Genomic DNA, 21,025 nt, shown 5'->3' on the forward strand with positions numbered 1-21,025 from the left:
GCAGCCGCCGGCCGCGCCGGGGTCGGCCGCGCCGAAGCCGGGCGCCGCTGCGCCCAAGCCGGGTGCGTCCGCGCCCAAGCCGGGCGCCCCGCGTCCCGGAAACAACCCGTTCAGCCCCAAGGGCGGCTCCGCCGGGCCCCGCCCGGGCGCCCGCCCGGGCGCCCGCCCGGGCGGCCGTGGCGGTGCGCCGCGCCCGGGCAACAACCCGTTCGCCCCCTCGCAGGGCATGCGCTCCGGTCGTGAGGACCGCGCGCCTCGTCCGGGCGGGCCCCGTCCGCAGGCCGGTGCCGGCGGCCCCCGTCCGGGCGGTCCGCGCCCGGCCGCGGGCGCCGGCGGTCCCCGCCCCGGTGGGCCGCGTCCGAACCCGGGCATGATGCCCAAGCAGATCACCCCGGCCCCGCAGCCGGCCCGCGGCCGTGGCCGTCCGGGCGGCGGCCCCGGCGGCGGTCCGGGTCGTCCCGGCGGCCCGGGCGGCCGTGGCGGTCGAGGCAACGCCCAGGGCGCCTTCGGGCGCGGCGGCGGCCCGCGCAAGGGACGCAAGTCGAAGCGCGCGAAGCGCCAGGAGTTCGAGCAGCAGCACACGCGGGAGATCGGCGGCGTCAAGGTCCCCAAGGGCGACGGCACCACCGTCCTGCGCCTGCGCCGCGGTGCGTCCCTGGCCGACTTCGCCGAGAAGATCCGCGCCGACGTCGCAGACCTGGTGAAGGTGCTCTTCACCCTCGGCGAGATGGCCTCGGCCAACCAGTCCCTCGACGAGGAGACCTTCCAGCTGCTCGGCGACGAGCTGGGCTACAAGGTCCAGATCGTGTCCCCGGAGGACGAGGACAAGGAGCTGCTGGAGGCCTTCGACATCGACCTCGAGGCCGAGGAGGCCAACGAGGACGAGGCCGACCTCGAGCCGCGCCCCGCGGTCGTCACCGTCATGGGTCACGTGGACCACGGCAAGACGCGTCTGCTGGACGCCATCCGCTCCTCGAACGTCATCGAGGGCGAGGCCGGCGGCATCACCCAGCACATCGGCGCCTATCAGGTGCCCGTGGAGCACGAGGGCGAGCAGCGTCGCCTCACCTTCATCGACACCCCGGGTCACGAGGCGTTCACCGCCATGCGTGCCCGCGGTGCGAAGGTCACCGACATCGCCGTGCTGGTGGTGGCGGCCGACGACGGCGTCATGCCGCAGACCGTCGAGGCGCTCAACCACGCCCAGTCGGCCGGCGTGCCGATCGTGGTGGCGGTCAACAAGATCGACAAGGACACCGCCGCCCCGGACAAGATCCGCGGTCAGCTCACCGAATACGGCCTCGTGCCCGAGGAGTACGGCGGCGACACGATGTTCGTGGACGTCTCCGCGCGCAGCAACATCAACATCGACAAGCTGCTCGAGGCGATCCTGCTCACCGCGGACGCCGCCCTCGAGCTCAGGGCGAACCCGCACAAGGCCGCCCGCGGCGTGGCCATCGAGGCCAACCTCGACAAGGGCCGCGGCGCCGTCGTCACCGTGCTGGTGCAGACCGGCACGCTGCGCGTGGGCGACACCATGGTGGTGGGCTCCGCCCACGGCCGTGTGCGCGCCATGTTCGACGAGAACGGCAACGCCGTGGAGGCGGCCGATCCGTCGCGTCCCGTCCAGGTGCTCGGCCTGTCCTCGGTGCCGCGCGCCGGCGACTCGTTCCTCGTCACCGACGACGAGCGCACCGCCCGCCAGATCGCGGAGAGGCGCGAGGCGGCGGACCGCAACGCCCAGCTGGCCAAGCGCCGCAAGCGCATCACCCTGGAGGACTTCGACCAGGCCGTGGCCGAGGGCAAGCTGGACACGCTCAACCTCATCATCAAGGGCGACGCGTCCGGTGCCGTCGAGGCGCTGGAGGACTCGCTGCTCAAGATCGAGGTCGGCGAGGACGAGGTGCAGCTGCGCGTCATCCACCGCGGCGTCGGCGCCATCACGCAGAACGACGTGAACCTGGCGACCGTGGACAACGCCATCATCATCGGCTTCAACGTGCGCCCCGCCGAGCGGGTCGCCGACCTGGCCGACCGCGAGGGCGTGGACATGCGCTTCTACAGCGTGATCTACGACGCGATCGACGACATCGAGAACGCGCTCAAGGGCATGCTGAAGCCGGAGTACGAGGAGGTCGAGCTCGGCTCGGCCGAGGTCCGCGAGGTGTTCCGCTCCTCCAAGTGGGGCAACATCGCCGGTTCGCTCGTGCGCTCGGGCCTCATCCGCCGCAACGCCCAGGCCCGCCTGGTGCGCGACGGCGTGGTGGTCTCCGAGCACCTCAAGATCGAGTCGCTGCGCCGCTTCAAGGACGACGCCACGGAGGTCCGCGAGGGCTACGAGTGCGGCATCGGCCTGGGCAGCTTCAACGACATCAAGGAGGGCGACGTGATCGAGACCTTCGAGATGCAGGAGAAGCCGCGCGTCTGACGGCCGGGGCGGGGGCCCGCACGGGCCCCCGCCCTCCGCGTCCCACCCTCTGAACCATCACCACCGGAAGGAACCGCACCATGGCCGATCCGGCACGCGCCGGCCGCCTGGCCCAGCGCATCAAGGTCCTCGTGGCCGAGGCGCTGCGCCGCGGCGTCAAGGACGATCGCGTGGAGCCCGTCACCGTGACGGAGGTCCGCGTGACCAACGACCTGCAGCACGCCACCGTCTACTACACCGTCCTGGGCGACGAGGCCACGGTGGCCGCCGCCCACGAGGGCATCCAGGACAACCGCGGCATCCTGCGCCGCGAGGTGGGCCGCGGGCTCACCATCCGCCTGGTGCCCACCCTCGAGTTCGTGGCGGACACCGTCCCCGAGGCGGCCGCACACCTGGAGGACGTCCTCCGCGCGGCCAAGGAGCGGGACGCCGAGCTGGCGAAGGCGCGCGAGGGCGCGTCGTACGCCGGTGACGCGGACCCGTACCGCACCGCGGAGCCGGACGCCGACGCCGACGACGCCCCGCGCGCCTGAGGCCCGCGGCACGGTGAGCGCACGCAGCACCGGGGGACAGGCCCCCGACGCGCCGGGAACGGAGGCGTCGGGGGTCGTCCTCGTGGACAAGCCGCAGGGGTGGACCTCGCACGACGTCGTCGGGCGGGTCCGCCGGCTGGCGGGCACCCGCAAGGTGGGCCACGCCGGCACCCTGGACCCCATGGCCACGGGCCTGCTCGTGGTCGGCGTCAACAAGGCCACGCGCCTGCTGACCGCCATCACGGGCACGGACAAGACGTACACGGCCACGATCCGGCTCGGGCAGTCGACCGTCACGGACGACGCGGAGGGCGAGGTCGTGCAGACCCGGCTGGCCAACGCCGTCACGCCCGAGCGCGTCGCCGAGCAGGTCGCCGCCCTCACGGGCGAGATCCTGCAGGCGCCCTCGGCCGTCTCCGCCGTCAAGGTGGCGGGCCGGCGCGCCTACGATCGCGTCCGCGCGGGAGAGGACGTCACCCTCGACGCCCGCCCCGTCACCGTGCACGAGTTCACGGTGCACGAGCTGCGCCGGCTCGACGGCGGCCGGCTGGTCGACCTCGACGTCACCGTGCGCTGCTCCTCCGGGACCTACATCCGGGCGCTCGCCCGCGACCTGGGCGAGGCCCTCGAGACCGGCGGTCACCTGACGGCGCTGCGCCGCACCGCCGTCGGCCCGTTCGACGTGGCCGACGCGCTCTCGCTCGAGGCCCTCGCGGAGCGGTTCGCGATGACCGAGCTCTCCGAGGCCGCCGCCGGGCTCTTCCCGGTGCGCGAGCTGACGGAGCACGAGGCCCACGAGCTCGCCTTCGGGCGGGTCGTGGCGCCCACCGGCACGGGTGAGACGCTCGTCGCCGGGCGCGCGCCGGACGGCCGCGTCATCGCCCTCGTCTCCGACGTGCGCCGCCGCGGCGCCGACGTCGCCAAGCCCCAGCTCGTGTTCGCCCCGGCCGAGGGGCCGGGACAGGGAAGGACCGCATGATCCTCGACGCCTGGTTCTGGACGGGACTGGTGATCGGTGCCGTCTCGTTCGTCGTCTGCGTGGTGATGACGGCGATCCGCCGCCACCCCGCGGACGCCTCGATCCTCTCGGTGGCCGCCGTCGAGCTGTTCACGCTCGTCTATGCGGCGGCCGCCGCCGTCCGCCAGCTCGGCGGGGACACCCTGAACGGCCCCGGCTGGGAGTTCTGGGGCTACATCCTCACCGCCCTGATCGTGCCGGTGATCGCCGTGGGCTGGGCCGTCACGGACAAGACCCGGTGGTCCAACCTCGTGCTGGCCGTGGTCGGGCCCACGATCGCCGTGATGCTGCATCGCATGCAGGTCATCTGGTTCGGGCAGTGGTGAGGAGGATGGACATGGCACCCAGCGACGGCGCCCCCGCGCGCAACCAGGGTCTCGGCCGGATCATCGTCATGGTCTACGCGGTGTTCGCCCTCTCCGCGAGCGCGCGCAGCCTCTTCCAGATCCTCACGCAGTTCGACGCCGCCCCCGTGGCGTACACGCTCTCCGCGGTCGCGGCGGTCGTGTACATCGTGGCGACGTTCGCGCTCGCCCGCTCCGGCGCGCGCGCCTGGGCCGTGGCGCTGGGCGCCGTGCTCGTGGAGCTGGCCGGCGTGGTGGGCGTGGGCCTGTGGACCGTCCTGGATCCGGGGATGTTCGCCCACGACACCGTGTGGTCCCGGTTCGGCGCGGGCTACGGCTATGTGCCGCTCGTGCTGCCGGTGGTCGGCCTGATCTGGCTGCTGACGCACCGCCCCGCCCGCCCGGCCGAGGCGGGGGCGCTCTGATGCGGGTCTGGAACAGCCTGGACGAGGTCCCCACGGACCTGCCGCGCACCGTGGTCACCCTGGGCAACTTCGACGGCGTGCACCGCGGCCACCGGGAGGTGCTGCGCCGGGTCGTCGAGCTGGCGCGGGCCCGCGACGCCCTGGCCGTGGCCGTGACCTTCACCCCGCACCCGCGCGCCGTGCACCAGCCCGAGGTGCCCCACGTGGACATCATCAGCCCCGAGCAGCGGGTCGTCCTCCTGGAGGAGGCGGGTCTGGACGCGGTGCTCCTGCAGCGGTACACCCTCGAGTTCGCGGACCAGTCCCCGGAGGAGTTCGTCCGCGGCATGCTCGTGCACGGGCTGCATGCCGCCGTCGTGGTCGTGGGGCACGACGTGCGCTTCGGCCGGGGCAACACCGGCGACGTCGCGGAGATGGTGCGCCTGGGGGCCCGCTACGGCTTCGAGGTCGAGGCCGTCGAGGAGTTCCCCGCCGAGCACGGGGCCGAGCCGGAGCGCCGTTGCTCCTCGACGTGGGTGCGCGAGGCCCTGGCCGCGGGCGACGTCGCTCAGGCCGCGGCCGTGCTCGGCCGGCACCACGTGCTCGCCGGCGAGGTGGTGCACGGGTTCGCGCGCGGCCGCGAGCTCGGCTTCCCCACGGCGAACCTCGAGACGGATGTGCAGGGCATGATCCCGGCCGACGGCGTCTACGCCGGTTGGGTGCACGACGCGCACGGCGGCGTGTGGCCGGCCGCGATCTCCATCGGCTCGAACCCCACGTTCGAGGACGTCTCCCGCGTGGTGGAGGCGCACGTGATCGACCGCCATGACGAGCGGGTGGAGGACTTCGACCTGTACGGCCAGCACATCGAGGTCGAGTTCGTGGCCCGGCTGCGCGGGATGGTCGCCTACGAGGGCGTCGAGAAGCTCGTGGCGCAGATCACGCAGGACGTGGACGAGGCCCGGGCGATCCTGGCCACGACCCCCTCCGACCGGTGAGCGCCCCGGAGCCGGGCGCTTCCCCCGCTGTGCCGAACCTGCCGGGGCGCCCGGCCCGGGCCCGTCGGGCCGGGCCCAACCCCTTCGAGACCGGCGGGGAGCACTACGACGCCGTCCGCCCCTCCTACCCCGCCGCCGTGGTGGACCGCGTCCTGGCGGGCATCGCCGACGGCGCGGACGTGGTGGAGCTCGGGGCCGGCACGGGACTGTTCACCCGGCTGCTCGCGGCCCGCCCGGCGGACCGGGTGCGGACGGTGACGGCCCTCGAGCCGTCGGCGTCGATGCGCGCCGTCCTGGAACGCGAGGTCGCGGCCGGCACGGGCGGGCGGGTGCGCGCCGTGCCGGGCACGGGCGAGGCCACGGGCCTGCCGGCGGCGAGCGCCGACGCCGTGGTGGCGGCCCAGGCATGGCACTGGATGGACCCGGCCGCGGCGAGCGCGGAGGCCGCACGGGTGCTGCGCCCGGGTGGGCGCCTGGCCGCGGTGTGGAACCAGCTCGACACGGCGGTGCCGTGGGTGCACCGTCTCACCCGGATCATGCACGCCGGGGACGTGCACGCCGCCCGGCCGGAGCAGCGCCGGTTCGGCGCCCCGTTCGGGGCGGAGGAGCACGCGCGCTGGGCGTGGACGCAGCCCATGACCGCGGCGGGGCTGCACGGACTCATGGCCTCGCGCTCGTACTGGCTGCGCGCGGACGAGCGGATCCGGTCCCGGATGACGGCCAACCTCGACTGGTACCTGCACGAGCACCTGGGCCATGCGGCGGACGCGGTCCTGCAGGTGCCCTACGTGACGGTGGCCTGGTGGGCGGCGCCGGTCAGGGGCGGGCGCCCACGGTGACCGGGACCGTCCGGGCGATCCCGGCCCGCCGCGCCTGCCAGAGCAGCAGCGCCGTGGCCACCGCGACCACCGCCACCGAGAGCAGCGTGGCCGCCGGGGAGCCGGCGGTCTCCGCGCCCACGTAGCTGTCCTCGACGGTGCCCACGAGCGTGCCGACGGCGATGATCACCACGTTGTTGACCACGTGGAGGGCGACGGCGGCCTCGAGCCCGCCCGTGCGCCACGTGAGCAGGACGGCGGCGACGGCGAACGCGGCGAGGTCCAGCAGGATCCACGGGTCGAGCGAGCCGTGGGCGAGCGAGAAGGTCGCCGCCGAGAGCACCGCGGTGACCGCGGCGGCCACGACCGGCCGGCGGATCCACGTGCCGACGGCCAGCAGCAGCCACCCGCGGAACAGGTACTCCTCGCCCGCGGCCTGGAACGGGGTGAGCACGAACGCCATGACGAGCAGCCAGACCCAGTCCTGCGCGCGCGGGGCCGTGGGGGCGCCGTCGAGGGCCCACGCGCCCAGCACGTAGGCGAGGAACAGCGGCGTCAGCACGACGACGCAGCGCGCCAGCCAGCGCCAGCGCACGCGGCCCTCGACCGAGTGGACGAAGCGGGCGGCGACGGGGTGGCCCAGCGCCACGGCCAGCAGCGCGACCCCGATCAGCGCGGCGAGCAGGAGGTTGTTCAGCAGCACCATGGGCGCGGAGTACAGGTCGAGGTCGGTCACGTCCGTCGGGTCGGCCGCGCCGAGCAGCGCGGGCCCGGACGTGGCGATCAGGGCGAGAGCGCCCAGCACGCCCCCGAGCACGAGGAGGCCCACCAGGCCGGCCAGCACGAGGCCGAAGGACGCGAGCGGGTTCCACCATCGGGCCCGCGGCGTGCGCAGCAGCGCGGGGTAGCCGTGGCCGATCAGCGGCAGATCCAGGGGCGGCGCGGGCGGCCGGAGGGGGAACGACGACGGGGCCGGGGAGTGGGGGACCGGTGGGGTGCTCACCGGGCCAGGGTAGGCGATGCGGTAGACTCGACCCTCGGCCTCCCTGCAGTCCGCGGTGGGGTGGGCCCCGCGTCGTCCGCCCCGGCGGGGCGCGGCCCGTGTTCGCGGTACCGAAGTGAAGGAGGCCCACCATGGCCCTGGATCCCGCTGTCAAGCAGCAGATCATCAAGGAGTACGCCACCCACGAGGGCGACACCGGTTCCCCCGAGGTGCAGATCGCGGTCCTGTCCCGCCGCATCAAGGACCTGACCGAGCACCTCAAGGAGCACAAGCACGACCACCACACCCGTCGCGGCCTGATGGCCCTGGTCGGTCGCCGTCGTCGCATGCTCGGCTACCTGCAGAAGGTCGACATCGAGCGCTACCGCGCGCTGATCGAGCGCCTCGGCCTGCGCAAGTGACCTGAGGAGGCGGCGCCGGAGCCCGCGGGAGACCCGCGAGCGCCGGCGCCGCCTTTCGTCTGCCCCCGGACGCACGTAGTGTGTCCCGGGGGAGAGATCGCCGCAGCCTGCGGCACTCCGGCGCGCCATGGCGCGCATCCCCGCATCATCGACACACCCGACGGCTCCGCGCCCATCGCTCGCGGTCCTCGACAGTGGCTCCCGGACCCCGCCGCACGGCGGGATGCCGAGGGCCTCGATCGAAGACCAGGGGGACAGGGACGCCTGCGGCGCCGTCCACCTGAAAGGAGGCCCTCATGGAGGGTCCTGAGATCACCTTCGCCGAGGCCGTCATCGACAACGGCTCGTACGGCAAGCGCACCGTCCGCTTCGAGACCGGGCGCCTCGCCCAGCAGGCCGCCGGCGCCGCCATGGTCTACATCGACGAGGAGACGTCGATGCTGTCCGCCACCACCGTCGGCAAGTCGCCCCGCGAGGGCTTCGACTTCTTCCCGCTGACCGTGGACGTCGAGGAGCGCATGTACGCCGCGGGCCGCATCCCCGGCTCGTTCTTCCGCCGCGAGGGCCGCCCGTCCACGGACGCGATCCTCACCTGCCGCCTGATCGACCGCCCGCTGCGCCCGGCGTTCGTCAAGGGCATCCGCAACGAGGTCCAGGTCGTCGTGACCGTCACCTCGATCGCCCCGGACGAGATCTACGACACGGTGGCCATCAACGCCGCCTCCCTGTCCACGCAGCTGTCCGGCCTGCCGTTCTCCGGTCCCATCGGCGGCGTGCGCATGGCCCTCATGGACGACGGCTCCGGCACGCGCCAGTGGGTCGCGTTCCCGAAGCACTCCCAGCTCGAGGGCGCCGTGTTCAACATGGCCGTGGCCGGCCGTGTGGTGGGCGACGACGTCGCCATCATGATGGTCGAGGCCGAGGCGACCCCGGACTCCTGGACCCTGGTCAAGGAGCGCGGCGCGCAGGCGCCCACCGAGGAGATCGTGGCCGAGGGCCTCGAGGCCGCCAAGCCCTTCATCCGCGCCCTGTGCGAGGCCCAGGCCGACCTGGTCAAGCGCGCCGGCAAGGACCCGGTGGACGTTCCCGTGTTCCAGGACTACCAGGACGACGCCTACGCCGCCGTCGAGAAGCTCGCCACGGACCGCCTGACCGAGATCTTCTCCATCGGCGACAAGCAGGAGCGCGAGTCGGCCTCGGACGCCTACCTGCTCGAGGTGCTCGAGGAGCTCGCCGGCGAGGGCAAGGACTTCGCCGAGCGCAAGGGCGAGATCGCCGAGGCCTACGGCTCCCTCACCAAGCAGATCGTGCGCCGCCGCATCCTCACCGACCAGGTGCGCATCGACGGCCGCGGCCTGACGGACATCCGCAAGCTGACCGCGGAGGTGGAGGTCCTGCCCCGCGTGCACGGCTCCGCCATCTTCGAGCGCGGCGAGACCCAGATCATGGGCGTCACCACGCTGAACATGCTCAAGATGGAGCAGCAGATCGACTCGTTGGCGCCGGAGACGGCCAAGCGGTACATGCACCACTACAACTTCCCGCCGTACTCCACCGGCGAGACCGGCCGCGTGGGCTCCCCGAAGCGCCGCGAGATCGGCCACGGCGCCCTCGCCGAGCGCGCCCTCGTGCCCGTGCTGCCGGCCCGCGAGGAGTTCCCCTACGCGATCCGCCAGGTCTCCGAGGCCCTCGGCTCCAACGGCTCGACGTCGATGGGCTCCGTCTGCGCCTCCACCCTGTCCCTGCTGAACGCGGGCGTGCCGCTGCGTGCGCCCGTGGCCGGCATCGCCATGGGCCTGGTCTCCGCCGAGGTGGACGGCCAGACCCAGTACGCGGCCCTGACCGACATCCTCGGCGCCGAGGACGCGTTCGGCGACATGGACTTCAAGGTGGCCGGCACCGCGGAGTTCGTCACCGCGATCCAGCTGGACACCAAGCTGGACGGCATCCCGGCCTCCGTGCTGGCCGCCGCCCTGACGCAGGCCCGCGAGGCGCGCCTGCACATCCTGTCCGTGCTGAACGCCGCCATCGACGCCCCGGACGAGATGGCCCCCACCGCCCCGCGGATCATCTCCGTGCGCATCCCGGTGGACAAGATCGGCGCGGTCATCGGCCCCAAGGGCGCCATGATCAACCAGATCCAGGACGACACGGGCGCGGACATCACCATCGAGGACGACGGCACCGTGCTGATCGGCGCCACCGACGGCGCCTCGGCCGAGGCCGCGCGCTCCGCGGTGAACGCGATCGCCAACCCGCAGGTCCCCGAGGTCGGTGAGCGCTACCTCGGCACCGTGGTGAAGCTGACCACGTTCGGCGGGTTCGTCTCGCTCACCCCGGGCAAGGACGGCCTGTTGCACATCTCCGAGCTGCGCAAGCTCAACGAGGGCAAGCGCGTGGACGACGTCGAGGACGTGCTCGGCGTGGGCCAGAAGGTCCAGGTCGAGATCACCAAGATCGACGACCGCGGCAAGCTGTCCCTCTCCCCGGTGGTGGCGGAGTCCGACGCCCTGGCCGAGACCGCGGACGCGATCGAGTCCTCGCAGATCGAGGCCTGATCCGCCCCGCCCGGCCCGGTGACCACGACGGCGCCGCACCCTCCCCGCGAGTGGTGCGGCGCCGTCGTCGCGCATGGGCGAGAATGGCCGTCATGAGTGTTCACCGTGAGATCCCCCTGGACTTCGACGGCGTGCTGGCGGACGAGGGCAACGGTTCCGTGGTGCGCCGCTCCGTGCTGCCCGGCGGCGTCCGCGTGCTCACCGAGGCCATGCCGGACCAGCGCTCGGTGACCATCGGCTACTGGGTGGCCGTCGGGTCCCGTGACGAGTCGCCCGAGGGCTACGGCGCCACGCACTTCCTCGAGCACCTGCTCTTCAAGGGCACTCCCACGCGCACCGCGATGGACATCGCGGCCGCCTTCGACCGCGTGGGCGGGGAGTCCAACGCCGGCACGGCCAAGGAGTCCACCGTCTACCACGCCCGCGTGCTGGACGAGGACCTGCCGATGGCCGTGGAGGTCCTCACGGACATGCTCACCTCCTCCCTGATCGACCCGGACGAGCTCGAGACCGAGCGCGGCGTGATCCTCGAGGAGCTCGCCATGGACGCGGACGACCCCGTGGACGTGGCCCACGAGAAGCTCGCCGAGGTCATGCTGGACGGCCACCCCCTCGGCCGGCCGATCGGCGGCACGCCCGAGACGATCCGGGCCGTCACCCGCGACCATGTGGTGGGGCACTACACGCACTGGTACCGCCCGGACGAGCTCGTCGTCACCGCCGCCGGCCACCTCGACCACGACGAGGTCTGCCGCCTCGTCCTCGCCGCCCTGCGCGCCTCGGGCTGGGAGCTCACCCAGGGGGCCCTGCCCGCCCCGCGTCGTGCCGTGGACACCGCCGGGGCCGCGGCCTCGCGGGTGCGGACCGGCACGCACACCGTCACCAAGGCGGTCGAGCAGGCCAACGTCCTCGTCGGCGGCCGCTCGCTGTCCACCACGGACCCGGACCGCTTCGCCCTGGGCGTCATGCAGTCCGTCCTGGGCGGGGGCATGTCCTCGCGGCTGTTCCAGGAGATCCGCGAGCGCCGCGGCCTGGCCTACAACACCTACTCGTTCTCCGCCGGGTACTCCGACGCCGGCTACTGGGGCCTGTACGCGGGCTGCCAGCCGGACCGGGTGGACGAGGTGGCCGCGCTGATGGAGGCCGAGCTGGACCGGATGGCCGAGGCCGACGTCACCGGGGAGGAGCTCGCGCGCGCCCACGGGCAGATCTGCGGCGGCACCGTGCTGGGCATGGAGTCCACGGGCGCCCGCATGTCCCGGCTGGGACGGGCCGAGCTGGTCACGGGGGAGTACGTGGACCTGGCGGCCTCCCTCGCCCGGGTCCGCGAGGTCGACGCCGGCCAGGTCCGGGCCGTGGCCGCGCGCCTGGCCGCGGGGGACCGGGCGCGCGTCGTCGTCGCCCCGGCCTGACCTCGGCCACGGCCGCCGGGGCGGGCCGCGTAGGCTGGAGGCCATGACCGAGACCCGCACCCCCTCCGCCGTGTCCGCTCCCGACGACGTCCCGCGCGTCGCGATCCTGGGCGCCCGTGGCCGCATGGGCCGCCACGCGGTGCCCGCGGTGCGAGCGGCCGAGGGGCTGGAGCTCGTGGCCGAGCTCGGCTCGCAGGACCGCCTGGACGCGGTGCTCGACGCCGGCGCCACGCACGTCCTGGACCTCACGGTGCCGGACGCCTCGCCCGAGAACGTGGCCTTCGCCGTGGAGCATGGGCTGCACACGGTCGTCGGCACGTCGGGCTGGGTGCCCGAGCGCCGCGAGCGCCTCGAGGCGCAGCTGACTGAGCACCCGGGGGTGGGCGTGCTGATCGCCCCGAACTTCTCGGTCGGCTCGGTGCTGGCCTCGGCGTTCGCCGCGCAGGCGGCGCGGTACTTCGAGTCCGTCGAGCTCGTCGAGCTGCACCATCCGGACAAGGTGGACGCCCCGTCGGGCACGGCCGTGCGGACCGCCGAGCTCATCGGCGCGGCCCGGGACGCGGCCGGCGTGCCCGTCTCCCCGGACGCCACCGAGCACGACCCGGACGGCGCGCGCGGCGCCGTCGTCCACGGCGTGCACGTGCACGCGGTGCGCCTGCGTGGCCTGGAGGCGCACCAGGAGGTGCTGCTGGGCGGGCCGGGCGAGCAGCTCGTGGTCCGGCACGACGCATTCGACCGCGGCGCCTACATGCCCGGCGTCGTCCTCGGCCTGCGGACCGTGGCCTCCCGCCCGGGTCTGACCTACGGACTGGACGGATACCTGGACCTTGGCTGAGCCCTCCCGCACCCCCGACGACGGCGCCGTGGGCCCGACCGCGCACGCCGCCCGTGCCCGCCGCTCGACCGTGATGAGCAAGGTGTGGGTCGGCTTCGTCTGCCTGCTCGTGCTGCTGTTCGCCGGGTTCGCCCTCAACGCGTCCGTCGCGCTGGTGCGCGCCCCGCAGCCGCTGGCCAAGGCGATCGGCGTGGGCGTCATCCTCGTGGTGCTGGTGACCGTGGCCGTCCTGGCCCGCGAAGTGTGGTTCGGCCGCCAGACCGAACGCCTGGCCGACCAGCTCGAGGCCGAGGGCGGACTGCCGGAGGACGACCTGCCGCGCTCGCCGGGCGGCCGGATCGACCGGGAGGCCGCCGACGCCCAGTTCGAGCTGTACCGCGTGGAGGCCGAGGCCGCACCGCGCGACTGGCGCGCCCGCTACCGCCTCGCCCTGGCCTACGACGCCTCGGGCGACCGCCGCCGCGCCCGCGAGGCGGCCCGGGAGGCCGTCCGCCTGCACCGCGCCGGCTGACGCGGCCCACGCGTCGCTCAGCGCCCTCCGACGGCCCGTTCCCCACCCGCCCGGGAGAGCCGGGCCATCACGGCCTCGAGCGGACCCCGTCGGCCGCTGAGCTCGGCGGCCAGCCCGGCCGCGAGGCTCAGCACGACGAGGGCGGCGAGCAGCGCCCCGTCGGCCGGATCGAGTCCGGTCGCGTCCACGAGCGCGAGCACCACGAGGTGCCCCACGTAGAGCGTGAGCGGGATGCGCCCCGCACCCACGAGCGGGCGCAGCGCGGCGTGCCCGACCAGCGGCCGGGCCAGCAGGCAGGCGCCCAGCACGGCGCAGGCCCAGCCCGCCGCGAGCACGGCGGCCACCACGGACCCGGAGTGCGGGGTCGGCAGGGCGAGCCACAGCGGATCCGGGATCAGCAGCGCGAGCCGCGGCTCGCCCGTGCGCAGCGTGAGCGCCGTCTCGGCCGGGTCCGTGCCGATCGCCGCGGCGACGCGCCCGACCGTGCCCGGAGCCCGCAGCACCGCCGCACCGACGACGCCGGCCGCCGCCCACGCCGCGGCCCCGCCGCCGAGGATCCCGGCGGCCACGCGGGGCCGGTCCAGCGGCAGCCGCCCCAGGGCCAGCCCCAGCACGAGGAACGCGCCCCAGGACAGGACGGGGTAGTAGCCCGTGACCGTCAGATCGGCCAGCAGCAGCCCGGGACGCAGCAGGTCCGCGGGGCCGGGGGAGAGCCAGAGCCGCCCGCCCACGAAGAACTCCTGGCGCCCCACGGCGGCCTGCGCGGCCGCGACCACCGCGAACACCAGCACCGGCCCGAGCACGAGCCACGCCCCCGCGATCAGGCCCAGGGCGCGGGCGCGCAGGCCCAGCAGGGGCAGCGCGAGCAGGAAGAGCAGGGCGTAGTGGCACAGGATGACGGCCACGGGGACGCCGAGCGTCCCGCACGCGAGCCCGAGCACGAACAGCAGGCCCGCGCGTCGGGTGATCCGGCGGCGCAACGCCGCGCGCCGGACCCCCGTGGCCGGCGTCGCGCCCCCCGTGGACAGGGCCAGCCCGACGCCGGCCAGCAGGACGAACAGCACCGAGGCGCGTCCGGCGAACCACAGGAACGCCGGGTGCGGCGCCCCGTCCGCCGTCGCCGGGTCGACGACGTGGACGGTGATCATGCCGAGCAGGGCGATCCCGCGGGCCGCGTCGACGCCGGGCAGCCGGCGACGCGCGGGCCGGTCCGGGCGGACGGCGGCGGGGGGCGGGGCGGGACGCAGGGCGGGCTCCTCTCGAGTCGCCGCGCGTCGCGGAGGGGCCACGGACGGCGCGGGCCCCCAGTCTCGCAGGTAGGGTGGGGCCCATGAGTGCCGTCCGTTCCGCCGTCATCCCCTCCGAGCTGCTCTTCGGCACGGTCGTGCCCGCCATGGTCACCCCCATGACGGACGAGGGCGCCGTGGACCTCGAGGCGGCCGCCGCGCTGGCAGAGCACCTGGTGGACCGCGGGGCCGACGGCCTCGTGGTCACCGGCACCACCGGCGAGACCTCCACGCTCACGGACGACGAGAACGTGGCGATGTTCCGCACCGTCGTCGAGGCCGTGGGGGACCGCGCCAGGGTCGTGGCCGGCACCGGCACCAACGACACGGCGCACACCCTCGAGCTGTCCCGCCGCGCGGCCGAGACGGGCGTGGACGGGCTGCTGCTCGTCACCCCGTACTACAACAAGCCCAACCAGGCCGGCATCCGCGCGCACTTCGAGGCCGTGGCCGACGGCGTGGACCTGCCGATCATGCTCTACGACATCCCGGGCCGCTCCGTGATGCCGATCGAGCCCGAGACGATCATCGCGCTCGCGCAGCACCCCAACATCCGTGCACTCAAGGACGCCAAGGGGGACCTGCAGTCCACCACCACCGTCCTGGCGCACACGGACCTCGACCTCTACTCCGGCGACGACGGCGCGACCCTGCCGCTCATGGCGCTCGGCGCCGTCGGGGTCGTCTCGGTGGCCGCGCACGCGGCCCCCGAGCTGTACCGCCAGCTCGTGGACGCCGTCCACGCCGGCGACCTGGCCGGTGCCCGTGACCACCACTTCGCGCTGGACCCCGTCCAGCGCGGCATCATGACCCACGTCCAGGGCGCGGTGGCCGCGAAGGCCGTCCTCGCCGCCCAGGGCGTCATCCCGTCCGCAGCCGTGCGGCTGCCCCTCGTCCAGGCCACGCCGGACGAGCTCTCCGTCATCCGAGCCGACCTCGCGGAGGCCGGCATCACCTTCTAGAAGGGACCCGTTCCATGACCGCAGGCACCCGCCTGTCCACCCCGCCCAAGCTCAAGCGGGGCACCTGCCGCATCGTCCAGCTGGGCGGCCTCGAGGAGGTCGGCCGCAACATGGTCACCTTCGAGATCGACGGCAAGATCCTCATCGTCGACTGCGGCGTCCTCTTCCCCGAGGAGCACCAGCCCGGCGTCGACCTGATCCTGCCGGACTTCGACTACATCCGGGACCGCGTGGACGACGTCGTCGGCATCGTCCTGACCCACGGCCACGAGGACCACATCGGTGCCGTGCCGTACCTGCTGCGCCTGCGCGACGACATCCCCGTGATCGGCTCCAAGCTGACCCTCGCCCTGATCGAGGCCAAGCTCGAGGAGCACCGGATCAAGCCGCGCACCCGCGTGGTCAAGGAAGACGACATAGTCGAGTTCGGCCCGTTCGAGTGCGAGTTCGTGGCCGTGAACCACTCGATCCCGGACGCGCTCGCCGTCGCCATCCACACGGACGCCGGCACCATCCTGCACACCGGCGACTTCAAGATGGACCAGCTGCCGCTCGACGGCCGCATCACGGACCTGCGCGCCTTCGCCCGTCTCGGCGAGGAGGGCGTGGACCTGTTCATGACCGACTCCACGAACGCCGAGGTCCCGGGGTTCACCACCACGGAGGCGGAGATCGGCCCCACCCTCGAGCGCTACTTCGCCACGGCGAAGCGCCGCATCGTGGTGGCCTCGTTCTCCTCCCACGTGCACCGCGTGCAGCAGGTCCTCGACGCCGCCCACAAGCACGGTCGCAAGGTGGCCTTCGGCGGGCGCTCCATGATCCGCAACATGACCATCGCGGCGAAGCTCGGCTACCTCGACGTGCCGAACGGGATCCTCGTGGACATCCGCAAGGTGGACAAGTACCGAGACGACGAGATCGTGCTCATGGTCACCGGCTCCCAGGGCGAGCCGATGGCGGCCCTGTCCCGCATGGCCAACGGGGACCACCAGGTGCAGCTGGAGGAGGGCGACCTCGTCGTGCTGGCCTCCTCCCTGATCCCGGGCAACGAGAACTCCGTGTTCCGCGTGATCAACGGGCTCATGAAGCTCGGCGCGACCGTGGTGCACAAGGGCATGGCCAAGGTGCACGTCTCCGGCCACGCCTCCGAGGGCGAGCTGCTGTACTGCTACAACATCGTCGAGCCCGAGTTCGTGATGCCGGTGCACGGCGAGACCCGCCACCTGATCGCCAACGGCCGGATCGCGGAGAAGACCGGCGTGCCGGCCGAGAACGTCATCCTGGCCGGCAACGGCACCGTGGTGGACATGACCGACGGCCTCGTGAAGGTCGTCGGCGAGGTGGAGTGCGGCTACGTGTACGTGGACGGCTCCTCCGTGGGTGAGATCTCCGACTCGGACCTCAAGGACCGCCGTGTCCTGGGCGAGGAGGGCTTCATCTCGATCATCACCGTGGTCAACCGGCAGACGGGCACGATCGTGTCCGGTCCGGACGTCCACGCCCGCGGCGTCGCCGAGGACGAGAAGGTGTTCGAGGAGATCAAGCCGAAGATCGTCCGGGCGCTCGAGGAGGCCGTGCAGTCCAGCAAGGACCACACCGCCCACCAGCTCCAGCAGGTGGTCCGCCGGACCGTCGGCACGTGGGTCAACCGCAAGCTGCGCCGGCGCCCGATGATCATCCCGGTGGTCCTGGAGGCCTGACCCCTCCGGGTCGCCATGCCTGCCGTGTCCGCGGTTCGCGGTAGTTTGGTGGGCATGGCGACCCGTACTTCCCCCACGCGTTCGTCGTCCTCCTCCTCCGCCACGTCCCGCTCCGGCTCCGCCGGACGCCGAGGCTCCGGACGGAAGGGGTCGACCGCGACCGTCCCCGAGGCCGACCGGCCCGCCGCGCCCCTGCGCGCCCTGCACACCCTGTGGATGGGGTTGGCCACACCGGTCGGCGCGGGCTTCCGCAAGCTCGGCCCGGACGTGCGCATCGACCGCGAGGAACGCCGTGACGGCACCGGCCTGGTCCTGCTGCTGCTCGCCGCGCTGATCGCGGCCGTGGAGTGGTGGGGCCTGCGCGGCACCGCCGTCGGCCGCGTGGTGCACGGGGTGGTGGGCGGCACCGTCGGGTGGTTCGCCCTCCTGGTGCCGATCGCCCTGCTCGTCGTGGCCGTGCGCTGCTTCCGCCACGCCACGGACCATCGCGCCAACGGACGCATCATCATCGGCCTGCTCATGGCCACCGTCGCGGGCTCCGGCATCGCCCACCTCGTGGGCGGCGTGCCCTCGGCCGCCGACGCCTTCGAGGACATGCTCGGCGCCGGGGGCATGGTCGGCTACCTCGCGACGGCGCCGTTGGCCTCCCTGCTGACACCCGTGCCCGTCTGGGTCCTCATGATCCTGCTGGCCTTCTTCTCGGTGCTCGTGCTCACCGCGACGCCCGTCGGCTCGATCCCGCAGCGGATCGCGGGCGGCTACGACTGGCTCACGGGCCAGGACCCCGAGGGTGCCTCCGAGCAGCGGGCCGCCCGCCGTGCCGAGCGGCGCCGGGCCCGGGAGGAGCGCCGCGAGGCCGAGGACCTCGCCACCCCGCTCTCCGTGGATGCGGAGACCGGGCGCACCCACCCGGACCACGACCAGTCCTACCTGGACGGCCCGGCCGCCGGCGCCCACGCCGCCGGGGCCTCCCGCCCCGGCCTGTTCGCGCGCCTGTTCGGCGGGCGCCGGGCACGCGAGGAGCAGGCCGCCGACGCCGCCCCGGAGCACACCGCCAGCACCGCCTACGACTCCCCGGTGATCCACGAGGCCGAGGCCGGCTCCCACGCCGCCCCCGAGGCGGAGACCACCCAGGTCCTGCCCCGGCCCGCCCCCCGGCGAGCCGCTCGCGGGGAGCAGGGCGTGTTCGACGCCGAGCAGGCCGCCGCGGACGCGCGGGACGCGGGCCGGGACGCCTCGGACGACTTCGACCCGTGGGTGGACGAGGACGACGCGCCCGAGGACGCGGACGCCGAGCCGCAGCCGCCCGCCGGAGTGCGCCGGCCCACGGCCGCGGACCGTGCCCTCGAGCAGGTCCGCGAGCATGCCCGCGCCCAGCGCGAGTCCGCCGCCCCGGCCGCCGCGCGCCAGGAGGGGGACGCGGGGGAGGACACCCCGTTCGCCCTGGACGACGCCCCGGGTCAGGGCTCCGGGGCCGCCGCGCCGTCGTCGTCCTCCGCCGTGCCCGCCAGCACCCCCGCGCCGGTGCCGCCGGTGACCGCCGAGCCGGCCCGCGGCACCCAGTCCGAGCTGGGCGGGGACGTGTCCTACACGCTGCCGCAGTCGGCCCTGCTCCCGGCCGGGCCCCAGCCGAAGGAGCGCTCCGAGGCCAACGACCGGGTCGTCGCCGCGCTGACCACCACGTTCACCGAGTTCAAGGTGGACGCCCAGGTCACCGGGTTCTCCCGCGGGCCGACGGTGACGCGCTACGAGGTCGAGGTCGCCCCCGGCACCAAGGTGGAGAAGGTGACGGCGCTGGAGAAGAACATCGCGTACGCGGTGGCCTCCTCGGACGTGCGGATCCTCAGCCCCATCCCGGGCAAGCGCGCGATCGGCATCGAGATCCCCAACACGGACAAGGAGGTCGTGGCCCTCGGCGACGTCCTGCGCTCGCAGGCCGCCCAGCGCACCGACCACCCGATGGTGATGGGCGTCGGCAAGGACGTGGAGGGCGGCTACGTGGTGGCCAACCTCGCGAAGATGCCCCACATGCTCGTGGCGGGCGCCACCGGCGCCGGCAAGTCCTCGTTCGTGAATTCGATGATCACCTCGATCCTCATGCGCTCCACCCCGGACGAGGTGCGCATGGTGATGGTGGACCCCAAGCGCGTCGAGCTCACCGCGTACGAGGGCGTGCCCCACCTGGTCACCCCGATCATCACGAGCCCGAAGAAGGCGGCCGAGGCGCTGCAGTGGGTCGTCAAGGAGATGGACACCCGCTACGACGACCTCGCGGCGTTCGGCTACAAGCACGTGGACGACTTCAACAAGGCCGTCCGGGCCGGCCAGGTGAAGCTGCCGCCGGACTCCAAGCGCGTGCTGCGCCCGTACCCGTACCTGCTGGTCATCGTGGATGAGCTCGCGGACCTGATGATGGTCGCCCCGCGCGACGTCGAGGACGCGATCGTGCGCATCACCCAGCTGGCCCGTGCGGCCGGCATCCACCTCGTGCTCGCCACGCAGCGGCCGTCCGTGGACGTGGTCACGGGCCTGATCAAGGCCAACGTGCCCTCGCGCATGGCGTTCGCGACGTCGTCGGTCACGGACTCGCGCGTGGTCCTGGACCAGCCCGGCGCGGAGAAGCTGCTCGGCCAGGGCGACGCCCTGTTCCTGCCGATGGGCAAGTCCAAGCCCATGCGCGTGCAGGGGGCGTGGGTCAACGAGTCCGAGATCCACGCCGTCGTGGAGCACGTGAAGTCGCAGATGCAGGTCCAGTACCGCGAGGACGTGATCCCCGAGAAGACCGAGAAGGTCATCGACGAGGACATCGGCGACGATCTGGACCTGCTCCTGCAGGCCGTCGAACTCGTGGTCACCACGCAGTTCGGCTCCACGTCCATGCTGCAGCGCAAGCTGCGGGTGGGCTTCGCGAAGGCCGGCCGCCTCATGGACCTCATGGAGTCCCGCGGCGTCGTGGGCCCCTCCGAGGGCTCCAAGGCCCGCGACGTGCTGGTCAAGCCCGACGACCTCGCGGACGTGCTCGCCACCATCTCCGGAGACACCCCGCCCTCGACCGGAACCGGTGACGACGCCGCCTCGGCGTCGTCCGCTCCGCGCGACCTGGTGCAGGAGGACCTGGACTCGCGCCCGGCCGCCGTGGACTGGAACGATGAGGACGACGACGAGGGATCGGAGGACGCGTGGCAGCTGACGGGCAGATGAGCACGGCGGGCGGGGCGCAGCACGTGTCCGCCTGGAACCTGCCGAACATCCTGACCTCGGTGCGCATCCTGATGGTGCCCTTCTTCGCCTGGGCGCTGTGGGCCGGCGGGCCGTGGGGCGGCGACTCTCTCCTCGCCCGCTGGCTCGCGCTGGCCCTGTTCGCGGCGGCCATGTACACCGACAAGCTCGACGGGGACATCGCCCGCGCCCGCGGGTTGATCACCGACTTCGGCAAGATCGCGGACCCCATCGCGGACAAGCTGCTCACGGGCACGGCCCTCGTGCTGTTCTCCCTGCTGGGCGAGCTGTGGTGGTGGGTGACCATCGTGATCCTGGTGCGTGAATGGGGCATCACCCTGATGCGCTTCGTGGTGATCCGCTACGGCGTGATGCCGGCCGGCCGCGGCGGCAAGCTCAAGACCGTGCTGCAGACCGTGGGCATCGGCCTGCTGCTCCTGCCCCTGGCTCCGCTCGTGGGCGGCTGGTGGCCGTGGGCCGGCTGGGTGGTCATCGGGGCCGCCACCGTGCTGACGGTGCTGACCGGTCTGGAGTACGTCAAGGACGCGTGGATCCTGCGGCGGGACGCCCTCGCCGCCCAGCGGGGGGCCTGAGG

At 73.7% G+C, this 21,025-nt stretch carries 18 protein-coding genes; 16 read left to right on the forward strand and 2 right to left on the reverse strand.

The window, feature by feature from the left end:
* From infB to NR072_RS04025, 7 genes are all read left to right on the forward strand, one after another.
* A partial coding sequence (gene infB / locus NR072_RS03995) for a translation initiation factor IF-2 (RefSeq protein ID WP_256836238.1) occupies positions 1 to 2,428 on the forward strand: 2,428 nt, incomplete at its 5' end.
* An 80-nt stretch (positions 2,429 to 2,508) separates the two neighbouring features.
* On the forward strand, positions 2,509 to 2,961 hold the full coding sequence (gene rbfA / locus NR072_RS04000) for a 30S ribosome-binding factor RbfA (RefSeq protein WP_036314977.1): 453 nt from the start codon (positions 2,509 to 2,511) through the stop codon (positions 2,959 to 2,961).
* A gap of 13 nt (positions 2,962 to 2,974) precedes the next feature.
* On the forward strand, positions 2,975 to 3,940 hold the full coding sequence (truB, locus tag NR072_RS04005; protein WP_078026112.1) for a tRNA pseudouridine(55) synthase TruB: 966 nt from the start codon (positions 2,975 to 2,977) through the stop codon (positions 3,938 to 3,940).
* A complete protein-coding gene (locus tag NR072_RS04010; RefSeq protein WP_002855305.1) occupies positions 3,937 to 4,305 on the forward strand; it encodes a hypothetical protein in 369 nt (122 codons plus the stop codon). The genes truB and NR072_RS04010 overlap by 4 nt, the downstream gene beginning before the upstream one ends.
* 11 nt (positions 4,306 to 4,316) lie before the next feature.
* Positions 4,317 to 4,748, forward strand: coding sequence for a hypothetical protein (locus NR072_RS04015; protein ID WP_036314984.1), 432 nt, complete (start codon positions 4,317 to 4,319; stop codon positions 4,746 to 4,748).
* Complete coding sequence (locus NR072_RS04020; RefSeq protein ID WP_036314988.1) at positions 4,748 to 5,725, forward strand: bifunctional riboflavin kinase/FAD synthetase; 978 nt, start codon at positions 4,748 to 4,750, stop codon at positions 5,723 to 5,725. The genes NR072_RS04015 and NR072_RS04020 overlap by 1 nt, the downstream gene beginning before the upstream one ends.
* On the forward strand, positions 5,722 to 6,564 hold the full coding sequence (locus tag NR072_RS04025) for a class I SAM-dependent methyltransferase (protein ID WP_256836241.1): 843 nt from the start codon (positions 5,722 to 5,724) through the stop codon (positions 6,562 to 6,564). The genes NR072_RS04020 and NR072_RS04025 overlap by 4 nt, the downstream gene beginning before the upstream one ends.
* On the opposite strand, the gene NR072_RS04030 is transcribed toward NR072_RS04025, so the two are convergent.
* Complete coding sequence (locus NR072_RS04030) at positions 6,542 to 7,546, reverse strand: CPBP family intramembrane glutamic endopeptidase (RefSeq protein WP_044658601.1); 1,005 nt, start codon at positions 7,544 to 7,546, stop codon at positions 6,542 to 6,544. The genes NR072_RS04025 and NR072_RS04030 overlap by 23 nt on opposite strands.
* Positions 7,547 to 7,677: 131 nt before the next feature.
* On the opposite strand from NR072_RS04030, the gene rpsO reads away from it, so the two are divergent.
* The 5 genes from rpsO (at position 7,678) to NR072_RS04055 (ending at position 13,263) form a co-directional block, all read left to right on the forward strand.
* A complete protein-coding gene (gene rpsO / locus NR072_RS04035; RefSeq protein WP_017488396.1) occupies positions 7,678 to 7,947 on the forward strand; it encodes a 30S ribosomal protein S15 in 270 nt (89 codons plus the stop codon).
* 296 nt (positions 7,948 to 8,243) lie between these two features.
* Positions 8,244 to 10,505, forward strand: coding sequence for a polyribonucleotide nucleotidyltransferase (locus tag NR072_RS04040; RefSeq protein ID WP_134416526.1), 2,262 nt, complete (start codon positions 8,244 to 8,246; stop codon positions 10,503 to 10,505).
* Between the two features lie 83 nt (positions 10,506 to 10,588).
* A complete protein-coding gene (locus NR072_RS04045) occupies positions 10,589 to 11,917 on the forward strand; it encodes a pitrilysin family protein (RefSeq protein ID WP_036315003.1) in 1,329 nt (442 codons plus the stop codon).
* Between the two features lie 43 nt (positions 11,918 to 11,960).
* Positions 11,961 to 12,752: a 4-hydroxy-tetrahydrodipicolinate reductase gene (gene dapB / locus NR072_RS04050; RefSeq protein ID WP_041104246.1), complete on the forward strand. Its 792-nt coding sequence runs from the start codon at positions 11,961 to 11,963 to the stop codon at positions 12,750 to 12,752.
* The gene (locus tag NR072_RS04055) at positions 12,745 to 13,263 is read left to right on the forward strand and encodes a hypothetical protein (protein ID WP_041104248.1); all 519 of its coding nucleotides are present in this window, start codon (positions 12,745 to 12,747) and stop codon (positions 13,261 to 13,263) included. Before dapB ends, NR072_RS04055 begins: the two co-directional genes overlap by 8 nt.
* A gap of 17 nt (positions 13,264 to 13,280) precedes the next feature.
* On the opposite strand, the gene NR072_RS04060 is transcribed toward NR072_RS04055, so the two are convergent.
* Positions 13,281 to 14,552, reverse strand: a complete 1,272-nt coding sequence (locus tag NR072_RS04060) for a heparan-alpha-glucosaminide N-acetyltransferase domain-containing protein (protein ID WP_041104251.1) — start codon at positions 14,550 to 14,552, stop codon at positions 13,281 to 13,283.
* A 41-nt stretch (positions 14,553 to 14,593) separates the two neighbouring features.
* On the opposite strand from NR072_RS04060, the gene dapA reads away from it, so the two are divergent.
* From dapA to NR072_RS04080, 4 genes are read left to right on the forward strand one after another with little or no spacing between them, the layout of a single operon-like run.
* A complete protein-coding gene (dapA, locus tag NR072_RS04065; RefSeq protein WP_036384223.1) occupies positions 14,594 to 15,511 on the forward strand; it encodes a 4-hydroxy-tetrahydrodipicolinate synthase in 918 nt (305 codons plus the stop codon).
* A gap of 14 nt (positions 15,512 to 15,525) precedes the next feature.
* Positions 15,526 to 17,211, forward strand: coding sequence for a ribonuclease J (locus NR072_RS04070; RefSeq protein WP_134416528.1), 1,686 nt, complete (start codon positions 15,526 to 15,528; stop codon positions 17,209 to 17,211).
* Between the two features lie 54 nt (positions 17,212 to 17,265).
* Entirely contained in the window at positions 17,266 to 20,412 is a 3,147-nt protein-coding gene (locus NR072_RS04075; protein ID WP_134416530.1) for a DNA translocase FtsK, read from the forward strand.
* Positions 20,409 to 21,023, forward strand: a complete 615-nt coding sequence (locus tag NR072_RS04080; RefSeq protein WP_041104255.1) for a CDP-alcohol phosphatidyltransferase family protein — start codon at positions 20,409 to 20,411, stop codon at positions 21,021 to 21,023. The genes NR072_RS04075 and NR072_RS04080 overlap by 4 nt, the downstream gene beginning before the upstream one ends.
* Positions 21,024 to 21,025: the final 2 nt, after the last annotated feature.

The organism is Micrococcus sp. Mcc89, assembly GCF_024519795.1.
Classification (GTDB): Bacteria; Actinomycetota; Actinomycetes; order Actinomycetales; family Micrococcaceae; genus Micrococcus; species Micrococcus luteus.